21 protein-coding genes are annotated in these 24,398 nt (G+C 44.0%); 8 read left to right on the forward strand and 13 right to left on the reverse strand.

The window, feature by feature from the left end; genetic code table 11:
* Positions 1-76: 76 nt before the first annotated feature.
* The 4 genes from R8N47_RS05680 to R8N47_RS05695 form a co-directional block, all read right to left on the reverse strand.
* Entirely contained in the window at positions 77-1,252 is a 1,176-nt protein-coding gene (locus R8N47_RS05680; protein WP_064353839.1) for a hypothetical protein, read from the reverse strand.
* A gap of 10 nt (positions 1,253-1,262) precedes the next feature.
* The gene (locus R8N47_RS05685; RefSeq protein ID WP_064353838.1) at positions 1,263-2,054 is read right to left on the reverse strand and encodes an outer membrane lipoprotein-sorting protein; all 792 of its coding nucleotides are present in this window, start codon (positions 2,052-2,054) and stop codon (positions 1,263-1,265) included.
* A gap of 18 nt (positions 2,055-2,072) precedes the next feature.
* A complete protein-coding gene (locus R8N47_RS05690; RefSeq protein ID WP_064353837.1) occupies positions 2,073-4,451 on the reverse strand; it encodes an efflux RND transporter permease subunit in 2,379 nt (792 codons plus the stop codon).
* A 249-nt stretch (positions 4,452-4,700) separates the two neighbouring features.
* Positions 4,701-5,489, reverse strand: a complete 789-nt coding sequence (locus R8N47_RS05695) for a TetR/AcrR family transcriptional regulator (protein ID WP_005377913.1) — start codon at positions 5,487-5,489, stop codon at positions 4,701-4,703.
* A gap of 270 nt (positions 5,490-5,759) precedes the next feature.
* Between R8N47_RS05695 and R8N47_RS05700 the strand changes: the two genes are divergently transcribed.
* Entirely contained in the window at positions 5,760-5,945 is a 186-nt protein-coding gene (locus R8N47_RS05700; protein ID WP_031780965.1) for a hypothetical protein, read from the forward strand.
* Here R8N47_RS05700 and R8N47_RS05705 read toward each other — a convergent pair.
* The 6 genes from R8N47_RS05705 to thrS all read right to left on the reverse strand — a co-directional run bounded on the left by R8N47_RS05705 (position 5,938) and on the right by thrS (position 10,813).
* Entirely contained in the window at positions 5,938-6,747 is an 810-nt protein-coding gene (locus R8N47_RS05705; RefSeq protein WP_005385480.1) for a helix-turn-helix domain-containing protein, read from the reverse strand. The genes R8N47_RS05700 and R8N47_RS05705 overlap by 8 nt on opposite strands.
* Positions 6,748-7,113: 366 nt before the next feature.
* Positions 7,114-7,431 carry a heavy metal-binding domain-containing protein gene (locus R8N47_RS05710; RefSeq protein WP_005377919.1) on the reverse strand — a complete coding sequence of 106 codons (318 nt, stop codon included), beginning with the start codon at positions 7,429-7,431 and terminating at the stop codon, positions 7,114-7,116.
* A gap of 189 nt (positions 7,432-7,620) precedes the next feature.
* Positions 7,621-7,974 carry a 50S ribosomal protein L20 gene (gene rplT, locus R8N47_RS05715; RefSeq protein WP_004727974.1) on the reverse strand — a complete coding sequence of 118 codons (354 nt, stop codon included), beginning with the start codon at positions 7,972-7,974 and terminating at the stop codon, positions 7,621-7,623.
* Positions 7,975-8,014: 40 nt separating this feature from the next.
* A complete protein-coding gene (gene rpmI, locus R8N47_RS05720; protein ID WP_005377932.1) occupies positions 8,015-8,209 on the reverse strand; it encodes a 50S ribosomal protein L35 in 195 nt (64 codons plus the stop codon).
* A gap of 120 nt (positions 8,210-8,329) precedes the next feature.
* On the reverse strand, positions 8,330-8,881 hold the full coding sequence (infC, locus tag R8N47_RS05725; protein WP_080276913.1) for a translation initiation factor IF-3: 552 nt from the start codon (positions 8,879-8,881) through the stop codon (positions 8,330-8,332).
* Positions 8,882-8,884: 3 nt separating this feature from the next.
* On the reverse strand, positions 8,885-10,813 hold the full coding sequence (gene thrS / locus R8N47_RS05730; protein WP_005395892.1) for a threonine--tRNA ligase: 1,929 nt from the start codon (positions 10,811-10,813) through the stop codon (positions 8,885-8,887).
* Positions 10,814-11,216: 403 nt separating this feature from the next.
* Between thrS and R8N47_RS05735 the strand changes: the two genes are divergently transcribed.
* Complete coding sequence (locus R8N47_RS05735; protein WP_064353836.1) at positions 11,217-12,194, forward strand: DUF3187 family protein; 978 nt, start codon at positions 11,217-11,219, stop codon at positions 12,192-12,194.
* A gap of 6 nt (positions 12,195-12,200) precedes the next feature.
* On the opposite strand, the gene R8N47_RS05740 is transcribed toward R8N47_RS05735, so the two are convergent.
* Positions 12,201-12,944, reverse strand: a complete 744-nt coding sequence (locus R8N47_RS05740; RefSeq protein WP_064353835.1) for a sporulation protein — start codon at positions 12,942-12,944, stop codon at positions 12,201-12,203.
* 248 nt (positions 12,945-13,192) lie between these two features.
* Between R8N47_RS05740 and hutC the strand changes: the two genes are divergently transcribed.
* The 6 genes from hutC (at position 13,193) to R8N47_RS05770 (ending at position 20,671) form a co-directional block, all read left to right on the forward strand.
* Positions 13,193-13,900 (forward strand): histidine utilization repressor, encoded by a 708-nt coding sequence (gene hutC / locus R8N47_RS05745; RefSeq protein ID WP_005377944.1) that lies wholly within the window; start codon positions 13,193-13,195, stop codon positions 13,898-13,900.
* A 129-nt stretch (positions 13,901-14,029) separates the two neighbouring features.
* Complete coding sequence (gene hutI, locus R8N47_RS05750; protein WP_064353834.1) at positions 14,030-15,280, forward strand: imidazolonepropionase; 1,251 nt, start codon at positions 14,030-14,032, stop codon at positions 15,278-15,280.
* Position 15,281: 1 nt separating this feature from the next.
* The gene (hutG, locus tag R8N47_RS05755; RefSeq protein WP_064353833.1) at positions 15,282-16,292 is read left to right on the forward strand and encodes a formimidoylglutamase; all 1,011 of its coding nucleotides are present in this window, start codon (positions 15,282-15,284) and stop codon (positions 16,290-16,292) included.
* Positions 16,293-16,365: 73 nt separating this feature from the next.
* Entirely contained in the window at positions 16,366-18,063 is a 1,698-nt protein-coding gene (gene hutU, locus R8N47_RS05760) for a urocanate hydratase (protein WP_053303311.1), read from the forward strand.
* Positions 18,064-18,074: 11 nt separating this feature from the next.
* Positions 18,075-19,610 carry a histidine ammonia-lyase gene (gene hutH, locus R8N47_RS05765; RefSeq protein ID WP_053303171.1) on the forward strand — a complete coding sequence of 512 codons (1,536 nt, stop codon included), beginning with the start codon at positions 18,075-18,077 and terminating at the stop codon, positions 19,608-19,610.
* A 335-nt stretch (positions 19,611-19,945) separates the two neighbouring features.
* Positions 19,946-20,671: a DUF3581 domain-containing protein gene (locus R8N47_RS05770; protein WP_017821813.1), complete on the forward strand. Its 726-nt coding sequence runs from the start codon at positions 19,946-19,948 to the stop codon at positions 20,669-20,671.
* A gap of 110 nt (positions 20,672-20,781) precedes the next feature.
* Here the strand turns inward: R8N47_RS05770 and R8N47_RS05775 are convergent, their stop codons facing one another.
* Both R8N47_RS05775 and R8N47_RS05780 read right to left on the reverse strand, forming a co-directional pair.
* Complete coding sequence (locus R8N47_RS05775; protein WP_213913842.1) at positions 20,782-21,243, reverse strand: methyltransferase family protein; 462 nt, start codon at positions 21,241-21,243, stop codon at positions 20,782-20,784.
* 73 nt (positions 21,244-21,316) lie between these two features.
* Entirely contained in the window at positions 21,317-24,352 is a 3,036-nt protein-coding gene (locus tag R8N47_RS05780) for an FAD-binding and (Fe-S)-binding domain-containing protein (RefSeq protein ID WP_064353832.1), read from the reverse strand.
* Positions 24,353-24,398 lie beyond the last annotated feature (46 nt).

Consider the following 24,398-nt stretch of genomic DNA (forward strand, 5'->3'; position numbering starts at 1 on the left):
TATTGAATAAAAAGAGCACAAAAACGTCAAAAATGTCATCTTTAGTTAATCTGCCGTTTAGTTGTGCCCTTTTGTTTTAGAAATAGTATTGAATAGATAGCTCGATAAAATCGTCATCTCTAGCAAAGTAGAGCAAATCATTTGGTGTTTCATTTTTAAACAACCAAGCATCAATTTGCCACTTAACGTGATTCGATATTCGGCTCGACGCCTCTAACTTAGCATTGTAAACATCAGCGTTATCTAAATCCTTCGTGATTCCCGTCAATACTTCCGTTCCGTCCTCATCATTGAGCGCCCAACGAATACCTGCAAACACATCATTTTGACCGATAGTTTGTGCGTTGTTCCCTCGACTGTCATAGAGGTACTCACCAATAACTCCCACATCCCAAACCGTGTCAAATGCACCGACGAAGGTATACTCAAAACCCGTCACAAGACCGACATGATTATCAGCGCTATCTCGATAAACACTTTCTAGTTTCCATAACCAATCGCCAACAATTCCTTGCACATCGAGACCGACATGACTCATCAGAGCGTAGTAAGGCTTTAATTCTCCGTACTCAAAACGAAAGTAGGGATCCCGGTTTGTTCCATATAAATAGCTTAGGCCTACGTCCCAATCGCCAAGCATTTTCGAATATCGAAAAGCCACATCTACGTGCTTCTCTTCTCTGCTTGATTCATAGATAGCATCATCAGAGACAACGGGTTCGGTTCGCAAGCGGCCATCTGTACCCGCAAACGTTCGTTCCCTAAAGTAAGGTAACAACATTGCGTGGACGGTACCCCAGTCTTTGAAAGAGGTAAAATGTAACATCGGCTGACCGAGCTTATCTTCACCATCAACGGCTTCAATAGAGTCTGTTTGGTTTACTACATCAACTAAATGGGCTGATTCAGTCACTCCCCAAAAGACCTTACTAATCCCAACTCGAAGCTCATAATCATCCCAATAAGTCAGATAAAGTGCCTCTCGTATGTCACCATGACTTCGCTCATCGTCTAGACCATCCAGACGATAGAAAGGTGTGAAAGTAAAGTTTGCATCACCATTTTGCATCTCCCAGTAAAATTCTGGCTGCAAAACCAATGACGTTTGCGCTTTGCTCTGACCCTGAGAGCCCGTTTTAAAAAACTGACGATGCTCAATATTGACTTGTCCTGCGAGCTCGACGGCAGTCAGAGGCATCGAGTAAAAAAAGGCTGCTGCACTAAGCAACAACCCAACATTTAATCGCTTCATTTTTCCTCCACTACCTCACTCGCTTCAACACATTCTTATGAAAGTCATTGTCTTGTAATCCAGTGTTAAAACGCATTTCGCTAGTCGTTAGCTCAGTACTTTTTCCTGTTTGATGGTTTGTCATCGCCATAGTGTGCGCTCGCCAATATTGGTTGAGATATTGCTTGTAATCGGAAAAAGAAAGCGTTTTTAACAAAGAGCCTTTGCGGTCGTAAAACTCAACTTTAAGTGGACGATAATGCGCTTTATCTAACCACACCGTTTGCTTGGTATAACCTGAGTTCTTATCGGTCGGAATTTGCTCTACGACGAAAACATCTTGCCCGTTTATGCTGTCATCTTTTAGGTAGTTGAAACGGTATTTTTCAATCTCAAAGGAACTGAGATCCTCATACGCGAATTCACTGCCCATAAAAGGACCTGATTTGTTACGCGAGGAAATACGTTTCACACGTTTCAGTGCAGGAAGGTAAAGCCATTGGTCATCGGCACCCACCGTATGAGAATGGTTGAGAAACGCCGTGCCTTTTACATCTCTCGGTTCATCAAATATCGTGAGCCCTTTGTCACCATCGCCATCAACTTCAAGTGATTGTAAGCGCATTAAACGTGTGCTGCTTTCTCCTTGCGCGTTTCGCAGAATCATTTGCATCGTAGCAACAGAATCCCCCCACCCTCCATCACGGGCTTTGCGCTCTTGGGCAATTTCTAGTCCTTTGGCTTCATCCGCCAACACCGCATGACTCATAATAAGCGAGACAGAAAGTACTGATACTTTTAAGGCATTTTTTACTAAATTCATGTTCAATCCTTTAATTCGTTATGACTGAGTAACAGTCTTGGTTTGAGAGTCAGTTGATTTAAGCTTATTTCGGCGCTCTACCTCGTCGTAAACGCCTTTGTCAAACAACATCAGTAGAGTCGGTAGAAAGATGAAATCCACAACAAGAGCAATGAAGATAACAATGGCACTCAACTGTCCCATATCGGCATTTAAGCGGAAGCTCGACATCGCCAGAACAGAGAAACCAGCAACAAGCACGACCGTCGTAATCCAAAGCGCGCGCCCCACGGTGCGAAAGGCGTAGCGAACCGCTTGCTCCGCACTGTGGCCATCTTTACGAGCGTGTTGATATTTAGAAAGAAAGTGAACGGCGTCATCGACAACAACACCAAGCGTTAATGTCACAACGACAGACAATCCCAAGTTAATCTCGCCAGAAACCAGCGCCCAAATACCAAAACCAATAAGCGCAGGAGCAATATTCGGGACAAGACTAATTAAGCCAAGCTTGAACGAACGCAAGGCAAAGATCAGTAATGCAGAGATTAAGACAAGAGTAATGGGCAAGGTTGACAGCATGCTGGCCATATTCGTTTCACCAATATGCGCAAACATCAATGAAGGACTAGACGCAACAACATCATATTGAGGCGCGTTTTCGTTAAACCATTGGTAAATGCGATTTTCCAAATCAACAAGCTCGACGCTGCCCAAGTTCTCCACGGTGAGAACCATCTTGATCGACGACTTATCTACATTGATTTGGTTGTTCAAATCTAAACCATACGGTAGTGACATTTCATAAAGCAGCAGATATTGAGCCGCTAATTCTCTGTCTTGAGGGAGCGAGTAATAAGCCTGATCATCTCCATGCATGTTCTTGTTTAGGCGCTTATAAACATCGCTCAAGGTCGCAACATGGTCCGTTTCTGGCTGCAACCTTAGCCAGTCAGTAAATTTACCCACGGAATTGAGAAAATTAGGATCGGCAATGCCCTGCGATTCGTTAGTTTTTATCGCGATACTGATGTTCGCCATGCCACTGATTCGCTCTTCCATAAAATCAGCCGCTCGGCGAAATTCATTGCTATGGCCAAAGTACTCGACGGATTCATCATTGACTTTGTTCAGCGGAATCAAGCTCGCACTCGCGACAATAACAAGCACCGACAACGGCAATAACGCATGTCGCTTTGACACCACGAAATCTCCTAAATGATCCATAAAGTGCTTTCTTTCATCAGAAGTATCCGACTTCACCGTAACCGGAAGGATATTAAGCAAGGCGGGAAGTAACGTGATGGAAAGGAAACAAGCAACCATGACGCCAAGGGCTGATAGGTTGCCGAAATCTCTCAGGATTGGAGAATCCGACATATTCATCATTAAAAAGCCGATCGCGGTGGTAATGGAGGTAATCAAGATAGGCATGAAATTGAGCGCAATACTTCGCTCAATAGAGTGGGCTTTACTAAAGCCGTTTTGCATAGACTGACGCATTGTCGCGATGATGTGTACACAGTCTGCGACGGCAAGCGTCATCACCAAGGTAGGCACATTAACGGTCGCCGTGCTTAAGAACATACCAGCCCATCCTGACAAGCCCATTGTCACCATAACCGAGCCGATAATAACGATGAGCGTCGCGATGACGCTAAGCAATGAGCGCAACATGATGGTCAGAAACACCAATATCACTAGTAACATAGTAGGCACTAATGTTGCGCTATCATCTTGGGCTGCGGTCATAAATGCGTAGTTCATTGCAATAATACCAGCCTTGTGGAATTCCGTGTCTGGGTACACTTGCTGATAACGTTCAATCATTCCGTTTATGTAAGCAACCACCTCTTGTACTTCAGCAGTTTTATCTATTTCAGGGAGTTGGACCGTAATGTTTACGACCGTGACATCTCCTTTTTCAGAAATCAGTGAACTTTTCAAAACCGGCTCACTCAACGCAATACTTTTGACTTTCTCTATTCGTTGAGGTGTCAATTCATATTCGCTATACAGTAAGTCTTCGACAAGAAGATCATCTTCAAACGCTTCGGTATGCTGGTAGTTGGCGAGGGAATCAACGCGGGTGGAGTATGGAACTTGCCACGCCTCGTCAGTGATCTGCTGAATAAGAGATAATGTACTAGGAGTAAAAACAGTGCCGCTCTTTGGCGCTATAACCAAAGCAAGACTGTCAGATTTTGCAAAGGTGGTTTGAATTTCATCAAACGCAAGTAACTGCTCATTTGTTCCATCAAAGAAGATGTCGTAATCTCCTCTAAAGTAAAGATTTTTTCCTCCAATAGTTGCTATGACAATCAATAAAACGGTAGCAAGCATCACCAATACACTGTAATTCGTTGGTAGCTTACCCCACCCTGAACGGGCGTATTGTTGAACGTTGTGATGTGGCATCACACTCTCCTTTTGTGACGTTTCGTCAAATTTAAAAACTAAAAAAACAGCAAATGCTGTAAATAACCAGACAAACTCGACATGCAAACTTTAGATCGAATGAATTTGGCTACATAAGTCAGTTTTTAGTAACTTCCTATGCTTCTCGTGATCATTGGCTGAACGCCAACCCTCGAGATTTAATGACGATTCGTCACAATAGTGCGATAAAAAAGCCAACCATAACGTCAGATTGGCCTTTCCAGTTTATTAGCGATTCACTGACTCTAAATAAGCAAGCTCTTCACTAAATAACTCCTGCTCCACTCGACGCCAGGTTTTACGGTAGTCCCATTCTGTAGATAAAGGCGACCAACCTAAACCATCAAGTAACATATTCGCGTTGTGCAGTACTGAGAATGGGTCTTGAATTCGCTGAATACATCGACTGTTCGATGCATTTTGCGCCAAAGCGTTTGAACCGAATGCAATAGACCAGTTGGCGAATACAATAGCATCAGAACCAATTGCGGGAGAAAACTTAAGATCACCACATTCTACCGCATTGTTCACCAGCGCATCAGCACCATCTATTACTTGTTCTTCCAAGTTATTCAGTTCATTCACACGTTTAGGCGAAGCCTTCTCTAGAACCCAAGGCGTCTTTGCAACAATCGCACAAGTTGATAGTACTGGCTCCATACGAGCGTAAATACGATAACCTACATGCATCGCAATGATTTTTTCTCTGGTATTGCCATTAAATTTGGCGGTACGTTCGAAAAATATTGCTTCGCTTTTCAGCGAATGAATACAAAGCGCAAGAATCACATCTTCTTTGCTGCAAAAATGATTGTAGATCGTCCCTTTAGAATAAGGGCTTGACGCTGTAAGCTTGTCCATCGTTAAGTTGGCAAAGCCTTGCTCTTGAACTAAAGACTTAGCCAATTGAATAAGCTCTATCTCACGATCAGCAATCGCCTGTTGCTTTTTTGTTAGCCCTGAAGACACACGACATCCGTCTTGCTTGCTATATTTTTTACAGCGAAAGTTAAACATAATCCTTTGATCCGTATACCAACACACTCCCAATAATTGTAACACGATTCTTTAATACGGGAACGCAACTAAAGTTGACGAACCGTCACAAATGACACTTCGTCATAATAGATCAAAAAACAAACATTTCAAGTATGAATTTATAATTAGAAGATAAATAGCTACCAATTATGCATACCCAAGTAGCTACAGGATGCTTGGTTCAACGAGAATGGTTTCTTTGTAGAGGAAGCGAGAGAGGCTTTGGGAGGAACAACGAAGGAAATCAGCATGTTAAAAATAACGAAAGTAGATGCTGAACAGGTATTATTCGAAATAAGCCCAACACACTTTAAGTCTGAATTAAGAGCAAACACCGCTGAATGCCCTACTTACAAAGTATTTGCTGTCTTAGGCTTTTTCTTTTGCAACGCCCTTTCAGAAACTCTCTTCAAAAAAGGCTCAAAATCTATATAGATAGGCTTGGCTTATCACCTGCAGCTGCGATGGCATAACGAATATCATCAATAAATCGCCCCTCTGTCTCAATAATGCCGTCAGAGAATGTGACTGGCTGATGTGGCCCAGCAAGTAGAACAATATTAGTAAAATCAGAGACATTAAAGTTCTCTGCTACAACATTTTTGGAATGAAAATCAATGACGGTCTTTGCAACTTGATCTTCCAGTAACAAAAGCTGTTCTTCAGTAATTTTCATACGCGCCAAAGCAACGCGAACACACTTATCGTGGGTAGTCGTCTGCTCTTTTATGATTTCGGTATATTTGTCGTTGAGCTTGGAGTTCTCTGCATAGCTATAATATAAAGGCCCGTGCAGCGTTATATTTTTATCTTCATCAACGTAAACGAGATCCAACAACTCTAATGCTTTTAAGTAATCAGACATGCTCTGCTCAGACAAGTCATACTTTTTCTTTAAAATAGAATAACCGTCTTTACCTCGAAGCATTCTCAATTCACGATAAAAGTCGTAAAGGTGAGGGAATTGAAAGAATACTTCATCCTGTGTGCGACTAAAGTAATCCTCGTCTTCACCTTGCAATTGATTTGCGAGCTTTTGTAGTTCATCTAACGTGCAATCAACCGCTCTACAATATTCCAGCAACTTATCTAAAGCGAGATTCGTGCTTGTAAGATGTCTCTTAAAGGTAGATAGTGGCATACCCATTTTCTCAGATAGCTCTCGATATGTTAGCCCTTTTGTTTTAATCGCTTGGCGTAATGCGGCTAGCAAGTATTCGGGAGTCAGATCTCTCATCTACAATTCCTTTTGGCAATGTTACAGCTGTATAGTATTTGTAACAATTTAGAACCGCTTGGCAAGGTATAAGTTCATATTTTTATAAGAAAAACATGAATTAATATACCGAAAAGAGAATTCACACAACAAATGAAAAATTCAATATGAATTCAATTTCATTATAGATATAAAATAATATGCAAAATAAAAGTAAAGCAATTACTCTAAATCATCGTGATTAATTTTAATAGTAACGTAAAGTTGAGAATATAAACCTATTCTCTCTACAAAAATCTAGAATAATTAACCTAAAAGGAACAGAACGGTAAATGCATAATAATTCACCGCTCTCTATTAGCATTTTTGCAATGCTATTCAAGTAGACTAGTCCGCTAGTTTCACTGCAGTACCAAATGCCAAAATTTCCGAAGAACCATCTACGATTGAGCTTGTGGTAAATCGAATCCCTACTATTGCATCGGCACCTTTAGATTCAGCGTCCGCCACCATGCGCTGTATAGCAATATCACGCGCGTCGGTCATCATTTCCGTGTAACCACGAATTTCGCCGCCAACAATGCTCTTGATACCCGCCATGAGGTCACGGCCAATATGCTTTGATTGAACAACATTACCAGTTACAACCCCTCTGATTTCAGAGATCTGCTTGCCAGGAATGCTTTCGGTCGTTGTGTAGATCATTTTTAATCCCTTATAAACGTAAAAATTTATACCCAAGCTACCTTATAACTAACATAAGATGCTAACCAATAAATTGAGAACACTGATAAACAATACTCTAAATAGCCAAGCTAAAAGTCATTTGGGTATAAATTTTAGCAATAAAAAAGGAGAGCTAATGCTCTCCTTCTCTTAATCCTAAACTGCTAATTAAAGAGCAGCTTTCGCTTTTTCAACTAGAACTGCAAATGCAGCTTTGTCGAATACAGCGATGTCCGCAAGGATCTTACGGTCGATCTCGATAGATGCTTTCTTCAGACCGTTGATGAAACGGCTGTAAGATAGACCATTTTGACGAGATGCCGCATTGATACGTGCAATCCATAGTTGACGGAATTGACGTTTCTTAGCGCGACGGTCACGGTAAGCGTATTGACCAGCTTTAGTAACTGCTTGGAAAGCTACGCGGTAAACACGTGAACGCGCACCGTAGTAACCTTTAGCTTGTTTTAGAACTTTCTTATGACGTGCACGAGCTTGTACACCACGTTTTACGCGAGGCATTATGCTTCTCCTAAACTAAACGATTGATAACTAAAAAGAATTAAGCGTATGGCAACATACGGATTACTGCAGCCACTTCACATTTTGGAAGGATTGCATTCGGACGTAGTTGACGCTTGTTCTTAGTAGTACGCTTAGTCAGGATGTGACGTTTTGTAGCGTGCTTGTACTTAATACCACCAGCAGTTTTCTTAAAACGCTTAGCAGCACCTTTGTTGGTTTTCATCTTAGGCATGATGAATAACTCCGCATTGAGTAGGTTTAATAAACAACGTAATTAGGGCGAACAAAACCCAGCCATATGCCTTTATATAAAGGAAAGCGGCTAGGTTTTAATTACTTGATGAGCCGTTAATTACTTCTTTTTAGGGGCTAGCACCATGATCATCTGGCGACCTTCAATCTTCTTAGGGAAAGATTCAACTACAGCAATTTCTGCAGTATCTTCCTTAAGACGATTTAGAACGTCAACACCGATGTCTTGGTGTGCCATCTCTCGGCCACGGAAGCGAATTGTTACTTTCACTTTGTTGCCTTCTTCAAGGAAACGCGTCAGGTTGCGTAGTTTTACCTGATAGTCTCCAATATCAGTTCCAGGACGGAATTTTACTTCCTTGATCTGGACCTGCTTTTGCTTCTTCTTCTGCTCTTTAGCAGTTTTGCTCTTCTCGAAGAGGAACTTACCATAGTCCATCACACGACAAACAGGTGGCTCGGCGTTAGGACTGATCTCAACGAGATCCATACCAGCTTCTTCAGCAGCTGCAATGGCTTCTTGAATCGATACAACACCAACTGATTCACCGTCAGCGCCTGTTAGTCGAACTTCACGAATACCACGAATTTCACCGTTGATACGGTGCGGGTTTTGTTTTACCGGCTGTTGGCCACGTCTTCCGCCTTTAATAGCTTATTCCTCCAGATTGAGCTTACGGCTAGAGATCTCGTCTTGGATGTATGCAATAAAATCATCCACTTTAAATTTACCAAGATCTTTACCTTTACGAGTACGCACTGCTATTTCGCCAGCTTCCATTTCTTGGTCACCAACAACAAGCATATACGGTACACGCTTCAAAGTATGTTCGCGGATTTTAAAGCCAATCTTCTCATTTCTCAAGTCCGCTTTAGCTCTAATTCCACTTTTTTGTAGTTTTTGTACTATTTCTTGAACATAACCTGACTGTTTATCAGTAATGTTCATAAGAACTGCTTGTTCTGGCGCCAACCAAGTTGGGAAGAAACCAGCATATTCTTCGATAAGGATACCGATGAAGCGCTCTAGTGAACCTAGAATCGCACGGTGAATCATTACCGGTACAAGACGTTCATTGTTTTCACCTACATAAGTTGCACCTAAGCGACCTGGTAGGTTGAAGTCTAGCTGGACAGTACCACACTGCCACGCACGGTCTAGACAATCGTATAGTGTGAATTCAATCTTAGGGCCGTAGAACGCACCCTCGCCTTCTTGAATTTCGTATGGGATATCCATCGATTCAAGAGACTGCTTCAATGCTTCTTCAGATTGATCCCAGATTTCATCTGAACCTACACGTTTCTCTGGACGAGTAGACAGTTTCACTACGATGTTGTCGAAACCAAATGTTTGGTACGTATCGTACACCATCTTGATACAGTTTGTTACTTCTTCTTGAATTTGGCTCTCAGTACAGAAAATGTGAGCGTCATCCTGAGTAAAGCCACGTACACGCATAATACCGTGTAGTGCACCAGATGGTTCGTTACGGTGACATGAGCCAAACTCAGCCATACGTAGCGGTAGGTCGCGGTACGATTTTAGACCTTGGTTGAAGATCTGTACGTGACCTGGACAGTTCATTGGCTTAATCGCGTATTCACGGTTCTCAGAAGAAGTTGTGAACATTGCATCAGCGTATTTGTCCCAGTGCCCAGAGCGTTCCCAAAGAACACGGTCCATCATAAGTGGACCTTTCACTTCTTGGTAACCGTACTCATCTAGCTTAGCGCGGATGAATACTTCTAGATCACGGAAGATAGACCAACCATTGTGATGCCAGAACACCATACCCGGTGCTTCTTGCTGCATGTGGAATAGGTCTAGTTGCTTACCAATCTTACGGTGATCACGCTTCGCCGCTTCTTCTAGGCGAGTTAGGTGCGCTTTCAGTGCTTTCTTGTCGTGGAAAGCCGTACCGTAGATACGTTGAAGCATTTTGTTGTCGCTGTTACCACGCCAGTAAGCACCTGCAACATTCAGCAAAGTGAAGTGTTGACAGAAGCTCATGTTAGGAACGTGAGGACCACGACACATGTCGATGTATTCTTCATGGTGGTAAAGGCCTGGACGATCATCACGAGATACGTTTTCGTCAAGGATTTCCACTTTGTATGGTTCGCCACGTGATTCAAACGTATCACGCGCTTCCTGCCAGCTTACTTTTTTCTTAACCACTTCGTACTTGGTTTTCGCTAGCTCTTTCATACGCTTTTCAATCTTTTCAAGATCTTCTTGCGTTAGAGATTCGTCTAGGTCGATATCGTAGTAGAAGCCATTGTCGATGGTTGGACCGATCGCCATTTTAGCTTGAGGGTAAAGCTGCTTAAGAGCGTGACCAAGAAGGTGAGCACAAGAGTGACGAACGATTTCTAGACCGTCTACTTCATCTTTAACTGTGATGATTTCAAGGCTTGCGTCTTCTTCAATTAGATCACACGCATCAACGCGGTTACCGTTTACACGACCAGCGATAGTTGCTTTGGCAAGACCAGGACCGATCGATTGCGCAACTTCCATAGTAGAAACTGGGTTGTCAAATTGACGCTGACTGCCGTCAGGAAGAGTAATAATAGGCATGCTATGTCCTTTACAGTGGTGTTGCACACCAAGCAACACATGTTATTCAAATTAGAAGCTATTTGTTGAAAATAGTTGAGAGTCAATAAAGGCCTCTCGGTAACACGAATACCGGACCGTTATCGAGAATGGGATTGTACCTAGCTCACATTTAGAATGCAAAGCGCGATTTTGTTTTGTCATAAGAACTTAACCGCAGACCCGTCACGACAATCTGATCATGCTTTTTTAAGAGACAGCATAACTTGTAAACGGAATTGCCCCTCAATGAACTTACACAACAAATTACAATATCGCCTATTACGTGTGAACCGATACAAAACCTAACACGCTGGGCGAGAGCTCAACGTGCGATTTAGGTATATAGTTGTTTTATAGAGTAGTTTGTATGTAGGTATTCATCATGGTCTATTTCAAATCGCGCTTTATGGTGCTTCTAAGCACCTCGATATGTTCTTTGCAAGCCTTCGCATCAAATGACTTATATGGCCCGCTGCGTTCTTACGCACAATCCCCAATGCAAGTGGTTAGTCACACCAACGTACTGCGTTCAGGACATAGTCTACCCTATGGTTTTGTCGAAGCTTATGGTTCGGGAACCGTGGCAAGTGTTTGGGCTCATACTGATGAATACGCACTGGATTATTACCACAATCAAATCGAATTAGGCAGCAAATGGCAAGTCAGCAACCGTTGGCAGTGGGAGCTCAACTATCGATGGGTCTTTGCCGCTGACAACCATTTAGATGGACTGACGAAAAGCTTCCATAAACTTTTCGGTATCGGACAAAATGGGCGGGATAAAGTAGACAGAGATCGTTTTTACATTTCAATGCCGCAATATGATGTGCTTGAAGATGATTTCGAAGGACAAACACTGGCCAATAACCTATCTACTTACTTGCAGTATCAAGTGTTCCAAAATGAACATCACGGCCTATCGATTGGCGGCAGTTTGTATTTTAACGATGTGGCTCACAGCACTTTTCAAGGTAGCAGTTTCGAGCAAGGCTTCCAATTAAACTACAGCTACTTAAGTGATGCTCATGCATTTTATTCGATGATTGGCATGACTTTTCGCTCGGATGACCGTGCCTTGCTCGATCTGCCCTATCGACATAATACGATTGCCATTGCGGGTGGGTACCGTTATGCCTTAGAAGATAACCATCACCTGATGTTGGAATATCATTGGTATCAAGGCTCAACAGAAGGGCCCACAGAGTTTGCTGATGCCTCTAATGAACTGGTATTAGGCTATCGATATCTAATGGAAAATTCAGCGCTTGAGTTTTTAGCCGTAGAGAACGCAAGAAACATGGATAACAGTACCGATATCGCTTTCACAATAGGATATCGGTACATATTTTCATCAAGTTGATGAGAGCTATAGATTTAGCGTTGGTGCAACTGCGGTTGCGACTTGAGCATCGGTTGCATTGATCGGCAACGTAAACGAGCGATATTGGTCACCAGCCAAACTGAGCGAACGGTCAATCTCTGCCAAACAATGCATGACCTGCCCTTCCAGAATAAAAGAGAGCTCAATTTCTTTTGATGAGATAAAGCCGTTGTTACGGAACTCTAGTTCTTGATAAATACCAGAGCGAGAGGCAAACGAGCCACCGCGCAAAAAGCCTTTTTCAACATCGGCTTTAACCATTGTGAAACCAGCTTGCTCGATCGCTTGAATAACCCGAGATGCTACTGGTAGTGGTTTCACTTCAATATAGTCACGGTCACGCGGATCAATTGCAAAATCAATATCTAACGTCGTCTCAACCCAAACATGACATTGATTCTTAAGTGCGCTAACCGCAGTAATTGGCGTTTCATCATGCAATTTTAGCTCAAACGGAACCTGCTTTTCTTCATTAGGTTGAATCACAAAAGGGTCAACTGCTTTCAATTGATCAATAGTGAACGTTTGGTAACTTACGCTATCATCCACTTCGACTTTCATTTCCGTGTTCAATTTAATCGTAATAGCATCAATTTGTTGTTCGACGTCTCCGCCTTTGATATGAACATGCCCTTTCAGCGTCGCTCCTTGAAACACGCTCATTTCGTCCAAAATGGTATCTACTTTTGCAGAGCCGATCCCCAGTGATGCTTTCAATTTTTTAAACATACTTTCCCTTTTTTAGCGATTTTTCTTCTAATAATCGTTTGTTTACACAATTGTTTTCTGCTGTGCAAGCAATAGACCACAAGAAAATGTTTGAATTCAATCATCAATCCAAATAATGCTCAGCAACAAGAGTCATTCAGCTCTGCAATAGGATTGCTCGGTCACTAAGCGGTACATTCGTCGAGAAATGTTTGCAATTTGTACCTAAATTAAGCAGTATTTGTATAGTCAAATAAAGGGAGATCATTATGTCTGCACCACTCTACATTCAAATTAAACAATTTATCCTGGATAAAATTGATGCTGGAGAGTGGGTAGTTGGTCATCGCATCGCCACCGAGATTGAGCTTACCGAGCAATTTGGTGTCAGTAGAATGACAGTGAACAAAGCAATTCGGGATTTAGTAAATGAGGGCCGATTACAACGTCGCCCACGTTTAGGCACGTTCGTGTGTGATCCTGGTGAAAAGTCAGAATCTCCTCTGCTAGACATTCGAAACATTGCCGAAGAAGTCAGCGATAGAGGGCGAAAGTATGGCAGTAAAGTGCTCAAACAAATTGCCATAAAAGCAGATGACAACATTGCGACAAAACTCGGCGTTATGCTAGGCACGACAGTGTTTTACAGTGAAATTATTCACTATGAAGACCAAACGCCGATTCAATTGGAGCTCCGCTGGGTGAATAGCCAATATGCCCCGAGTTATTTAAATCAAGACTTCACACAAATCACTCCAAATCAATACCTGTCAAATAATTGCCCACTCAGCGCGATAGAACATACTGTAGAGGCAATTGTGCCTGAAAGCCGTATTAAGCAAGACTTAAAAATGCAAGCCAATGAACCTTGCCTTCTCTTGAATCGCAGAACGTGGAGCCAAGATAAATTAGTCAGTACCGCCCTACTTTATCACCCTGGTAACAAATATAAGCTGAGCTCAAAAGTGCTCATTTAAGGACAAGATTTGTCCTCTAGATCTACGTTTTGATCACATTTTAGCAACATCAATCTTGTCAGTATTCTTATTTTGCTCTATTTATTTGTATATACATTTAATGATACAAATAAACACAGGGACACAAACATGGATTTGCTGATTGAAAACGCACGTCTAGTTACCATGCAATCGGGAGAATGCGGATACCTTCCAACGCCTCCAGCGCGCATTGGTATTAAATCTGGAAAAATCGTTGCGATCAGTACTTGTGCCATTGGTGAAGACGCACCGCAAACCGAGTCTCTGCTGTCTGCCCAACATTACGCTCAGAGTATCGACCTTCAAGGCAAGTTAGTTCTGCCAGGTTTGATCGACTGCCACACTCATCTTATTTACGCGGGCAATCGTGCCAACGAATTTGAAATGCGCTTAAACGGCGTGCCATATCAAGAAATTTCCAAACAAGGCGGCGGGATTCTCTCAACGGTACATGCGACACGCTCTGCAACCGAAGCACAACTAGTTGAGTTAGCGTTACCACGTTTAGATGGGTTACTCGCGAGTGGCGTCACTTCTGTCGAGGTGAAATCTGGCTATGGATTGACACTGAATGATGAAATAAAAATGCTCCGTGCAGCCAAAATGCTTGAACAAGAGCGCAAAGTTAAAATCACCACTACACTTCTCGCCGCTCACGCCATTCCGCCAGAGTTCCAAGGTCGTGCAGATGATTATATTGAGCACATTTGTCAGGACATAATCCCTGTTGTCGCAAAGGAAGAATTAGCTACGAGTGTCGATGTTTTTTGTGAATCGATTGGTTTCAATCTTGAACAAACAGAAAAAGTGTTTGTAGCTGCAAAACGCCACGGCTTAAAGGTTAAAGGGCATACTGAGCAACTTTCTAATCTCGGTGGTACAGCCCTCACTGCGCAATACAACGGTCTGTCAGCGGATCACATCGAGTTTTTAGATGAGCAAGGTGTTAAAGCACTTGCTCGATCAAACACCGTCGCCACTCTATTGCCTGGCGCTTTTTATTTTCTAAGAGAAACTCAGTTACCACCGATTGAGTTGTTGAGAGAGCATAACGTGCCGATGGCAATTGCTACGGACGTCAACCCAGGTACATCACCATTTTCTGATCTCACACTCATGCTGAATATGGCGTGCACACTATTTCGCCTTACACCGCAAGAAGCACTGCGTGGTGTAACGCAACATGCAGCCAAAGCTCTGGGTTATCAAAACTCACGTGGCGAAATCAAAGTAGGGTTTGATGCGGACTTCTCTATCTGGGATATCGAAAGCCCTGCGGATTTAAGCTATCAAGTCGGAGCAAAACGTCTGGTAGGTCGTATAGTAAATGGTGAATACATTTCACACGGAGGCCACTAATATGTCTCAATTCGACCTACACTCTCCCCTATTTCATTGGCAAGGCCGTCATGATGCCGAGGACGGCAAGCTTGGTCAGCGAATTCATCACGTTGTTCAACGCCAAAAAGCAGATGAGTTGAGTGCCGTTGCGCATGGCGTCTCATTACTCGGTTTTGCTACCGACGCTGGCGTTGCGAGAAACAAAGGACGCATTGGCGCGAAAAAAGCGCCAGACTTAATCCGACGAGCACTCGCTAATTTAGCATGGCACCAAGACGCCCCACTATATGACTTAGGTACTGTGGTGTGTGAAGACGACTTACTGGAAGAGAGCCAAGCTCTATGTGCAGCAACCATTTCAAGCGCACTGCCCCATACGCCAGTCATCGTGCTGGGTGGTGGGCATGAGATTGCGTGGGCCTCGTTTTCCGGCTTAGCGGAATATTTTAAAGCGCACCATCCAGAGAAGAAGCCTAAAATCGGCATTATCAATTTCGATGCGCATTTCGATTTGCGCGCATTCGAGAGTAACCTCGCCGACATAAGACCGAGCTCTGGTACACCCTTCAACCAAATTCACCATTTTTGTCAACGTAACGATTGGGACTTTCATTACGCTTGTATTGGTGTAAGCCGCAGTAGCAACACTAAAGCGCTATTTGAAAAAGCAGATGCGTTAAATGTTTGGTATGTAGAGGACAATCAGCTCTGCTACTTAAACCACAGTTATCACTTAACTCAGCTTCAGCATTTTATTGACGACTGTGACTACCTCTATTTGACTATTGATCTGGATGTATTCCCTGCTGCAACCGCACCTGGAGTCAGCGCACCAGCAGCTCGGGGAGTGAGTTACGGCACAATTGCCCCCTTTTTAGATCGAATTCTTCATTACAAAAATAAGTTAATGCTGGCTGATATCGCCGAATACAACCCAAATTATGACGTCGATAGTCAAACAGCACGATTAGCTGCCCGTTTGTGTTGGGATATCGCCAACGCAATGGCGGAAAAACAGCACAAACCATAATGCATCCCAGATGCCACTGATTATTACGACCAAGCAAGTACTTGGTCATCACGAGAAACTAAAGGAGTCTGAAATGACACAGCGCCAGGGACAAGATCCACGACTTGATACAAGCAGAACAATTCGTGCACCTCACGGAGATAAACTGCGCGCAAAATCTTGGCTAACCGAAGCCCCTCTTCGTATGCTGATGAACAACCTTGATCCTGATGTTGCAGAACATCCACATTCACTGGTTGTATATGGCGGCATTGGCCGAGCAGCGCGAAACTGGGAATGTTACGACAAGATTGTTGAAGTACTTGAAAGACTCGAAGATGACCAAACGCTTTTAGTTCAATCAGGCAAGCCTGTTGGTGTTTTCCCTACTCATAAAAATGCCCCACGCGTGCTTATCGCAAACTCAAACCTTGTTCCGCATTGGGCAAACTGGGAACACTTCAACGAGCTCGATAAACAAGGCTTGATGATGTACGGCCAAATGACCGCTGGCAGCTGGATATACATTGGCTCGCAAGGTATCGTACAAGGCACATACGAAACGTTCGTATCTGTTGCAAAAAAACACTTTGACGGTGAAGCAAAGGGCCGTTGGATTCTAACGGGTGGTCTTGGTGGCATGGGTGGTGCTCAACCTCTCGCTGGTACAATGGCGGGCTTCTCCATGATTGCAGTAGAGTGTGATGAATCACGTATCGATTACCGCCTACGTACAGGCTATGTCGATAAGAAAGCGACTTCTTTAGATGAAGCGCTAGCTATCATTAAAGAGTCAGACACACCAGTATCGGTTGGTCTACTAGGTAATGCAGCAGACGTTTTCTCTAAGCTGGTAGAACGTAATATCACGCCTGATGTCGTAACAGACCAAACGTCTGCACACGACCCGCTCAATGGTTATTTACCACAAGGCTGGAGCATGTCTCACGCAGCAGAAATGCGTTTGCAAGATGAAGCAATGGTCGTAAAAGCAGCGAAAAAATCCATGGCTGTGCAAGTTCAAGCGATGTTAGAGCTGCAAAATCGCGGCGCCGCAACACTCGACTACGGTAACAACATCCGCCAGATGGCCTTGGAAGAAGGCGTAGAAAACGCATTTGATTTCCCTGGCTTCGTTCCAGCCTACATTCGTCCTCTATTCTGTGAAGGTATCGGTCCTTTCCGTTGGGCTGCTCTCTCTGGCGATCCTGAGGACATTTATAAAACCGACCAAAAAGTAAAAGAGCTAATTCCAGATAATCCGCACTTACATAACTGGCTAGATATGGCTCGCGAACGCATCCAGTTCCAAGGTTTACCTGCGCGTATTTGCTGGGTTGGTCTTAAAGATCGTGAGCGTCTTGGTCAAGCATTCAACGAAATGGTGAAAAATGGCGAACTTAAGGCGCCCGTTGTCATTGGTCGAGACCACTTAGACTCTGGCTCTGTAGCAAGCCCGAACCGTGAAACCGAAGGTATGATGGACGGATCTGACGCCGTATCAGACTGGCCATTATTAAACGCGCTACTCAACACGGCAGGCGGCGCAACTTGGGTTTCACTACACCACGGTGGTGGCGTAGGTATGGGCTTCTCGCAACACTCAGGTATGGTTATCTGCTGTGACGGCAGTGAAGATGCCTCAGAACGTATTGCCCGCGTGCTGCATAACGACCCAGCAACAGGCGTGATGCGTCATGCTGATGCGGGATACGATATCGCTAAACAATGTGCAGCAGAGCAAGGGCTAGATTTGCCAATGCTCAACGAAGAACTGAAGAAGCTCAAGTAAGGATGAAAGAGATGTTAAATTTAACGCTAAAGCCAGGTCATATTAGCTTAAACGAACTACGCCAAGTGAGCCGTTCACCAGTCAACCTTACTTTGGCTCCTGAAGCCATTCCGGCCATTGAAGAAAGCACGCAAGTCGTAGACCGAGTCATCGCGGAAGATAGAACGGTTTACGGAATTAACACTGGTTTTGGGCTATTGGCTAACACACGAATAGCACCAGAAGATTTAGAAACACTTCAACGCAGTATCGTTCTTTCTCATGCGGCAGGTATCGGTGAGTTTATGTCAGATGAAACGGTTCGTCTGATGATGGTATTAAAAATCAATAGTCTGTCTCGTGGCTTTTCTGGGATTCGCCTAAAAGTCATTAATATGCTGACCGACCTAGTCAACGCACAAGTTTACCCTTGCGTACCTAAAAAGGGCTCTGTTGGCGCATCAGGTGACTTAGCTCCTCTAGCCCATATGAGCACAGTATTACTGGGAGAAGGACAAGCTCGCCACAACGGTAATATCATTTCCGGGCAAGAAGCATTAAAAATCGCAGGTCTAGAGCCTATCACTCTGGCGCCAAAAGAAGGCTTAGCGCTACTAAATGGGACTCAGGCATCCACAGCGTTCGCATTGGAAGGCCTGTTTATCGCGGAAGACCTTTTCGCGTCAGCAACCGTTTGTGGTGCAATGTCTGTTGAAGCCGCTCTCGGCAGCCGACGTCCATTCGATCCGCGCATTCACCGTGTACGTGGTCATCGCAGCCAAATGGACGCAGCACTCGCATACCGTCATTTGTTAGACACATCGAGTGAAATAGGTGATTCGCACACTAACTGTGAAAAAGTACAAGACCCGTATTCTTTGCGCTGTCAGCCTCAAGTGATGGGTGCGTGTTTACAGCAAATCCGCAATGCGGCGGAAGTATTGCAAGTAGAAGCGAACTCCGTATCAGATAATCCGTTGGTGTTTGCTGAAGATGGTGACATCATCTCTGGCGGTAACTTCCACGCGGAGCCGGTTGCAATGGCAGCCGACAACCTAGCACTTGCGATTGCCGAGATCGGCAGCTTGTCTGAACGTCGTATGGCATTACTTATCGATAGCGCGCTATCAAAACTGCCACCGTTCTTAGTCGACAATGGTGGTGTGAACTCTGGTTTCATGATCGCTCAGGTTACCTCTGCTGCGTTAGCAAGTGAAAACAAAACACTCGCTCACCCAGCGTCAGTAGACAGCTTGCCAACATCTGCAAACCAAGAAGATCACGTGTCAATGGCAACATTCGCGGCTCGCAGATTGAAAGAAATGGGCGAAAACACTCGCGGTATTCTGGCGGTAGAATACCTCTCAGCAGCACAAGGCCTAGACTTTAGAGCACCAAACAAGTCCTCTGAGCGTATTGAGATTGCGAAACAAATGTTGCGTGAAAAAGTATCGTTCTACGATAAAGATCGCTACTTTGCTCCAGACATTGAACAGGCAAATACTCTGCTTAAGCTGGCTATCCACAACACGCTCATGCCAGAGAGCTTGTTACCAAGTGTTCAATAACCAAGCATAACTGGCATTTCATCGAATAAACAGATAATGACTTGAAGGCTCTACGTTCAGCGTGGAGCCTTTTTACATACGATTAAACATGTTGATGGCACTATTTATGAACGCCAGTCTACTTTGATGGCTATACTTTAAAAGATAGGCGAGCGAAAAGGTCGTTGTTTATTGTTTTCACAAATAAAAGCGTTGCTAAAGTATGCGTTTTTAACGGTTTATCCGCCGAAATAGTGTCTTATTGTTAGGATACGGTGAAGTTTTCACTGGATGGACCATTGCTACGCAGATATTCGCATATAATCCCACACAGTTTTGGTTACTACGTAAAAATTATGTTTCTAACACCTTATTTTTCAAACACTAATCACCAGTTTCAGTTCACTCGCGAACAAGCAAGCCACTTTGCAAAACGTGTCGCAGGTGACTACAACCCAATTCATGATGAAGACAACAAACGCTTTTGTGTCCCTGGGGATTTACTTTTCGCTGTGCTTCTTAGTAAAGAAGGCGTTAGCCAAAAGATGCGTTTTAACTTCTCTGGCATGGTAAACGATGGTGTAGCACTTCATATTGAAAATAAGTGTGACAAAGAAAGCGCTGTTGTTGACGAGGCAGGTAAAGAATACTTACACATGTCCCGTGAAGGTGAAACTAACCACGATCCGGCATTTATTGAGCATGTAGTGACAAATTACGTGCAATTTTCTGGTATGAACTTCCCTCACATCATGGTTCCTCTTATGGAAGAGAAGCAAATGATGATTAACTGCCAGCGTCCATTAGTTATTTATGAAAGCATGGAAGTCGAATTTTCACGCTTAGACCTTACGCATCCAGAGGTTGATTTCACTGGCGCAACATTCGACGTAGAAGGAAAACGAGGTGTAGTCACCTTAAACTTTGCGTTCAAAGAAGACGGTGAAGTCGTTGGTAAAGGTATTAAGCGCATGGTTGCAAGTGGCTTGAAGCCATATGACCAAGAAGCGGTTGACGACCTTGTACGCCGCTTTAATGAACGTAAGGATGCATTCCTAGCAAAGTTCGTTAAGGCAGCCTAGTCGACTGCCCTATCGGAAGCGCACAAAAAACGTGTTTACTAAAAGAAAGTCCAACGTCTACCGTTGGGCTTTCTTTTTATGTCTCATCCAAACAAAACTAAATGCAATGCTTAGAGCCAGCGACGAACATGATTTTTATAATCCACATACTCTTCACCAAACAATCGCTCTAAAACGCGTTCCTCAGGCTTGATTTGAAACCGATTCATATAACTGACAAATATCACGCCACAAAGCACCACACTCAAGTGCTGCCACCACAAACCAGTTGCTATGATTAGGAGCAGTAATGCCGTGTACATAGGGTTGCGTGAAAAGGCAAACACACCAGTTCTTACAACAGAAGATGCCGCTTCAGGTTTTACTGGGTTTACTGTGGTTTTTACTTTGCGAAATTCATACACACCAGCAATGCCCATGTAACCAGACAACAAAGTTAATACACCTACTACAAATTCAACAAAGGGTACTCGAATGTTCATGCTCGGCGTCAAAACTTTAAGTCCATACATCAAAAGTATGACTAACAAAAACACCACAACAGGTGGGGCTTTGAGTTCAAGTTTTCTCAAGATTCATATCCTTTGAAATTGTTGTATGTGGCTTCTAAAAAAGCCCAGTAAAACTGGGCTTAATTTGATGTGATTATATCAAAGTTAACAGCGCCTGAACGGGATGCTTGGGCTTCGTTCCTTCAAAGCGTTTAACTTGGCTGCGGCAAGAATAGCCTGTAATCAAACATCTCTCGTTATCCAACTTATCTAAGCTTGGCTTCCAGCTTAAATTGTAAATATCTTTCGACATCGACAACTTATCAACCTCATGACCAAACGTACCCGCCATACCACAACAACCAACAGGTACCGTATTCAAAACTGCACCAAAGTGAGCAAAAATAGCGCCCCACTCTTTTTCCGCATTCGGCATTTTGGTTTTTTCAGTACAGTGCGCAAACAGATACCAAGGTTCCTGCGCCTTATGCTCTCCGCTTTCAAACGCTTCTAGTCTTGGGTAAAGCCATTCGTGGGCTGTTAGTACATCGAAATTACCTCGCTTACTGCCAAGCACTTCAGCGTATTCATCTCGATAACACAGCACCAATGCAGGGTCGACACCAACTAATGGGATATCCAAATCCGCTACCATCGCCAAGAACTTCGCTGTGTCGGCTGCTGTGCCCTTAAACTGACGTAAAAACCCTTTAATGTGTTGTGCTTTACCATTCGGCTTAAACGGCAGAAGTACCGGATGCATACCCAGCTTTTTCAATAACTTAACGAAGTCTTCAACGACATCAGCGTCGTAGTAGCTAGTGAATGGGTCTTGAACAATTAAAACATGCTTGCTCTTTTCAGACGAAGACAAACCACTGAGCGCTTGCAGATCATAAGGCGTTGTCAGCGACTCTACTCGTTGTTTCAAGGTGGGTACTGATAACAACGGCGCATCGACATACCCGACCGTAGATGCCGTTAAACTTTTCACCCACGACTGCTTCAAAACACCATTTACGACACCTGGCGCTTTTGCCATCATCGGCAGCATAGTCTCAATGTTCGCAACCAGATAGTCTTTTGCAGGACGTTGATAACGAGAGTGATAGATGTTTAAAAAGCGTGAGCGAAAGCTCGGAACATCGACTTTAATCGGACACTGGCTCGCACATGCTTTACACGCCAAACAACCATTCATCGCTTCATACACTTCGTGGGAGAAATCGTATTCGTGACGACGATTGATAGAATGACGTACGCGGTCAATCATGGTTTTGATTGATGTTTTGTTTTCTAGTGTTTGCTTTTCTAAGTCAAGAATATCAATGCCTTGCTCAGTAAGCTGACGCAACCACTCACGAACCAAACCTGCACGACCTTTTGGTGAATGACGACGATCGGCTGTTACTTTCATCGATGGACACATTGGCGAGCTAGTATCGTAGTTAAAACACAAACCGTTACCGTTACATTCCATCGCTTGTTTAAAGCTGTCACGTACTTGAACGTCAATCTGACGGTCATAGTAACCACGTTTGGTATCGGTAACTTTGACAAGCTCTGCATCACTATCAAGCGGCGTACAGATTTTGCCCGGGTTCATTTTGTTGTGTGGATCGAATGCCGCCTTCACACGTCTCAGCTCAGTAAACAACTCATCACCGAAAAACTCAGGGCCATATTCTGAACGGAAACCTTTGCCGTGTTCACCCCACATCAAACCGCCGTATTTCGCCACCAGCTTAACCACTTCATCAGAAACTTCGTGCATCAATGCTTCTTGGTGCGGGTCACACAAATCCAACGCAGGACGTACGTGAAGCACCCCGGCATCGACGTGACCAAACATGCCGTAATTCAGAGACTTGCTGTCTAACAGCTCTCGAAACTCTACAATGAAGTCCGCCAGATTTTCTGGTGGCACACAGGTATCTTCAGCAAATGCGACCGGTTTAGCGCGGCCTTTTGCTGCGCCTAACAAACCCACCGCTTTTTTACGCATGTTGTAAATACGCCCGATACTCGCTACATCGTTACAGACTTGGTAACCGATGATGCCCGCTTCTTCTGTTTCCAGCATGGTATCGAGCTTGGCGGTCAGCGATGCAACCTGCGCTGCAACTTCTTCTTCGTCCTGACCTGCATATTCCACCATATTGATGCCAAGCATCTCTTTATTTGGAACATCGGTAAGCAAATCACTCACGGTGTGCCAGACGATATCTTGCTTCGCGAGATTAAGCACTTTCGAGTCAACGGTTTCTACAGACAGCGCTTTCGCTTCGACCATCAACGGTGCATTACGCAGTGCAGAATCAAAGCTGTTGTATTTAACGTTAACCAAAGTACGCGCTTTCGGAATTGGCGTCAGGTTAAGCTTCGCTTCGGTAATGAATGCCAATGAACCTTCAGCGCCGCACAGTACTCGTGTGATATCGAAACGGTCACCTTCTTCATTCAAGGCATTTTTTAAATCGTAGCCCGTTAAAAAGCGGTTAAGAGGAGGAAACTTATCTACGATCTGCTGGCGTTTTTCACGACATACGGATTCCGTTACACGTAGCGCCTTGGCAGCAAACTCGTCTTCTTTTGGGTAGCCGTTGGACAGGTCTGATTCTAAAACTGAGCCATCAGCAAACACCGCTTGTAGCGACAAAACATGATCGGATGTTTTTCCGTATTTCAGAGAACCTTGACCAGAAGCATCGGTGTTGACCATGCCGCCAATCGTTGCACGGTTACTGGTAGATAAGTCTGGAGAGAAGAAGTAGCCATAAGGGCGAACAGCGTCATTTAACTGGTCTTTCACTACACCAGTTTGTACACGAACCCAGCCTTCTTTCTCATTAATCTCAAGCACTTTGTTCATGTGACGAGACATATCCACCACAATACCTTTGGTTAGCGACTGACCATTGGTCCCTGTGCCGCCACCACGAGGTGAAAAGGTAATTCGTTCGTACTTTTCTTTATTGCTCAGTTTCCCGAGGAGAGAAACATCTTCTGTCGTTTTGGGATGAACGACAGACTGAGGAAGTTGCTGGTAAACACTGTTGTCAGTGGCAACCGCTAGCCGGCTTGAATATTGGCTTTCGATATCACCAGTGAATCCGGCGTGCTCAAGCTCTTTCAGAAAACTAAGAACAAGAGGATCGACATCAGTTTGCGAGTGTAATCTTGGTAACATTTGCTTCCTGCCCCTACGACGCTGATCCGATCAGCTGCGGGTTGTG

This window comes from Vibrio sp. 2132-1 (assembly GCF_033344315.1).

Bases quoted from the DNA above. Each gene is read 5' to 3' on its own strand.
- R8N47_RS05680 (WP_064353839.1), bottom strand. From the start codon at position 1,252: ATGAAGCGATTAAATGTTGGGTTGTTGCTTAGTGCAGCAGCCTTTTTT.
- R8N47_RS05685 (WP_064353838.1), bottom strand. From the start codon at position 2,054: ATGAATTTAGTAAAAAATGCCTTAAAAGTATCAGTACTTTCTGTCTCG.
- R8N47_RS05690 (WP_064353837.1), bottom strand. From the start codon at position 4,451: ATGCCACATCACAACGTTCAACAATACGCCCGTTCAGGGTGGGGTAAG.
- R8N47_RS05695 (WP_005377913.1), bottom strand. From the start codon at position 5,489: ATGTTTAACTTTCGCTGTAAAAAATATAGCAAGCAAGACGGATGTCGT.
- R8N47_RS05700 (WP_031780965.1), top strand. From the start codon at position 5,760: ATGTTAAAAATAACGAAAGTAGATGCTGAACAGGTATTATTCGAAATA.
- R8N47_RS05705 (WP_005385480.1), bottom strand. From the start codon at position 6,747: ATGAGAGATCTGACTCCCGAATACTTGCTAGCCGCATTACGCCAAGCG.
- R8N47_RS05710 (WP_005377919.1), bottom strand. From the start codon at position 7,431: ATGATCTACACAACGACCGAAAGCATTCCTGGCAAGCAGATCTCTGAA.
- rplT (WP_004727974.1), bottom strand. From the start codon at position 7,974: ATGCCTCGCGTAAAACGTGGTGTACAAGCTCGTGCACGTCATAAGAAA.
- rpmI (WP_005377932.1), bottom strand. From the start codon at position 8,209: ATGCCTAAGATGAAAACCAACAAAGGTGCTGCTAAGCGTTTTAAGAAA.
- thrS (WP_005395892.1), bottom strand. From the start codon at position 10,813: ATGCCTATTATTACTCTTCCTGACGGCAGTCAGCGTCAATTTGACAAC.
- R8N47_RS05735 (WP_064353836.1), top strand. From the start codon at position 11,217: ATGGTCTATTTCAAATCGCGCTTTATGGTGCTTCTAAGCACCTCGATA.
- R8N47_RS05740 (WP_064353835.1), bottom strand. From the start codon at position 12,944: ATGTTTAAAAAATTGAAAGCATCACTGGGGATCGGCTCTGCAAAAGTA.
- hutC (WP_005377944.1), top strand. From the start codon at position 13,193: ATGTCTGCACCACTCTACATTCAAATTAAACAATTTATCCTGGATAAA.
- hutI (WP_064353834.1), top strand. From the start codon at position 14,030: ATGGATTTGCTGATTGAAAACGCACGTCTAGTTACCATGCAATCGGGA.
- hutG (WP_064353833.1), top strand. From the start codon at position 15,282: ATGTCTCAATTCGACCTACACTCTCCCCTATTTCATTGGCAAGGCCGT.
- hutU (WP_053303311.1), top strand. From the start codon at position 16,366: ATGACACAGCGCCAGGGACAAGATCCACGACTTGATACAAGCAGAACA.
- hutH (WP_053303171.1), top strand. From the start codon at position 18,075: ATGTTAAATTTAACGCTAAAGCCAGGTCATATTAGCTTAAACGAACTA.
- R8N47_RS05770 (WP_017821813.1), top strand. From the start codon at position 19,946: ATGTTTCTAACACCTTATTTTTCAAACACTAATCACCAGTTTCAGTTC.
- R8N47_RS05780 (WP_064353832.1), bottom strand. From the start codon at position 24,352: ATGTTACCAAGATTACACTCGCAAACTGATGTCGATCCTCTTGTTCTT.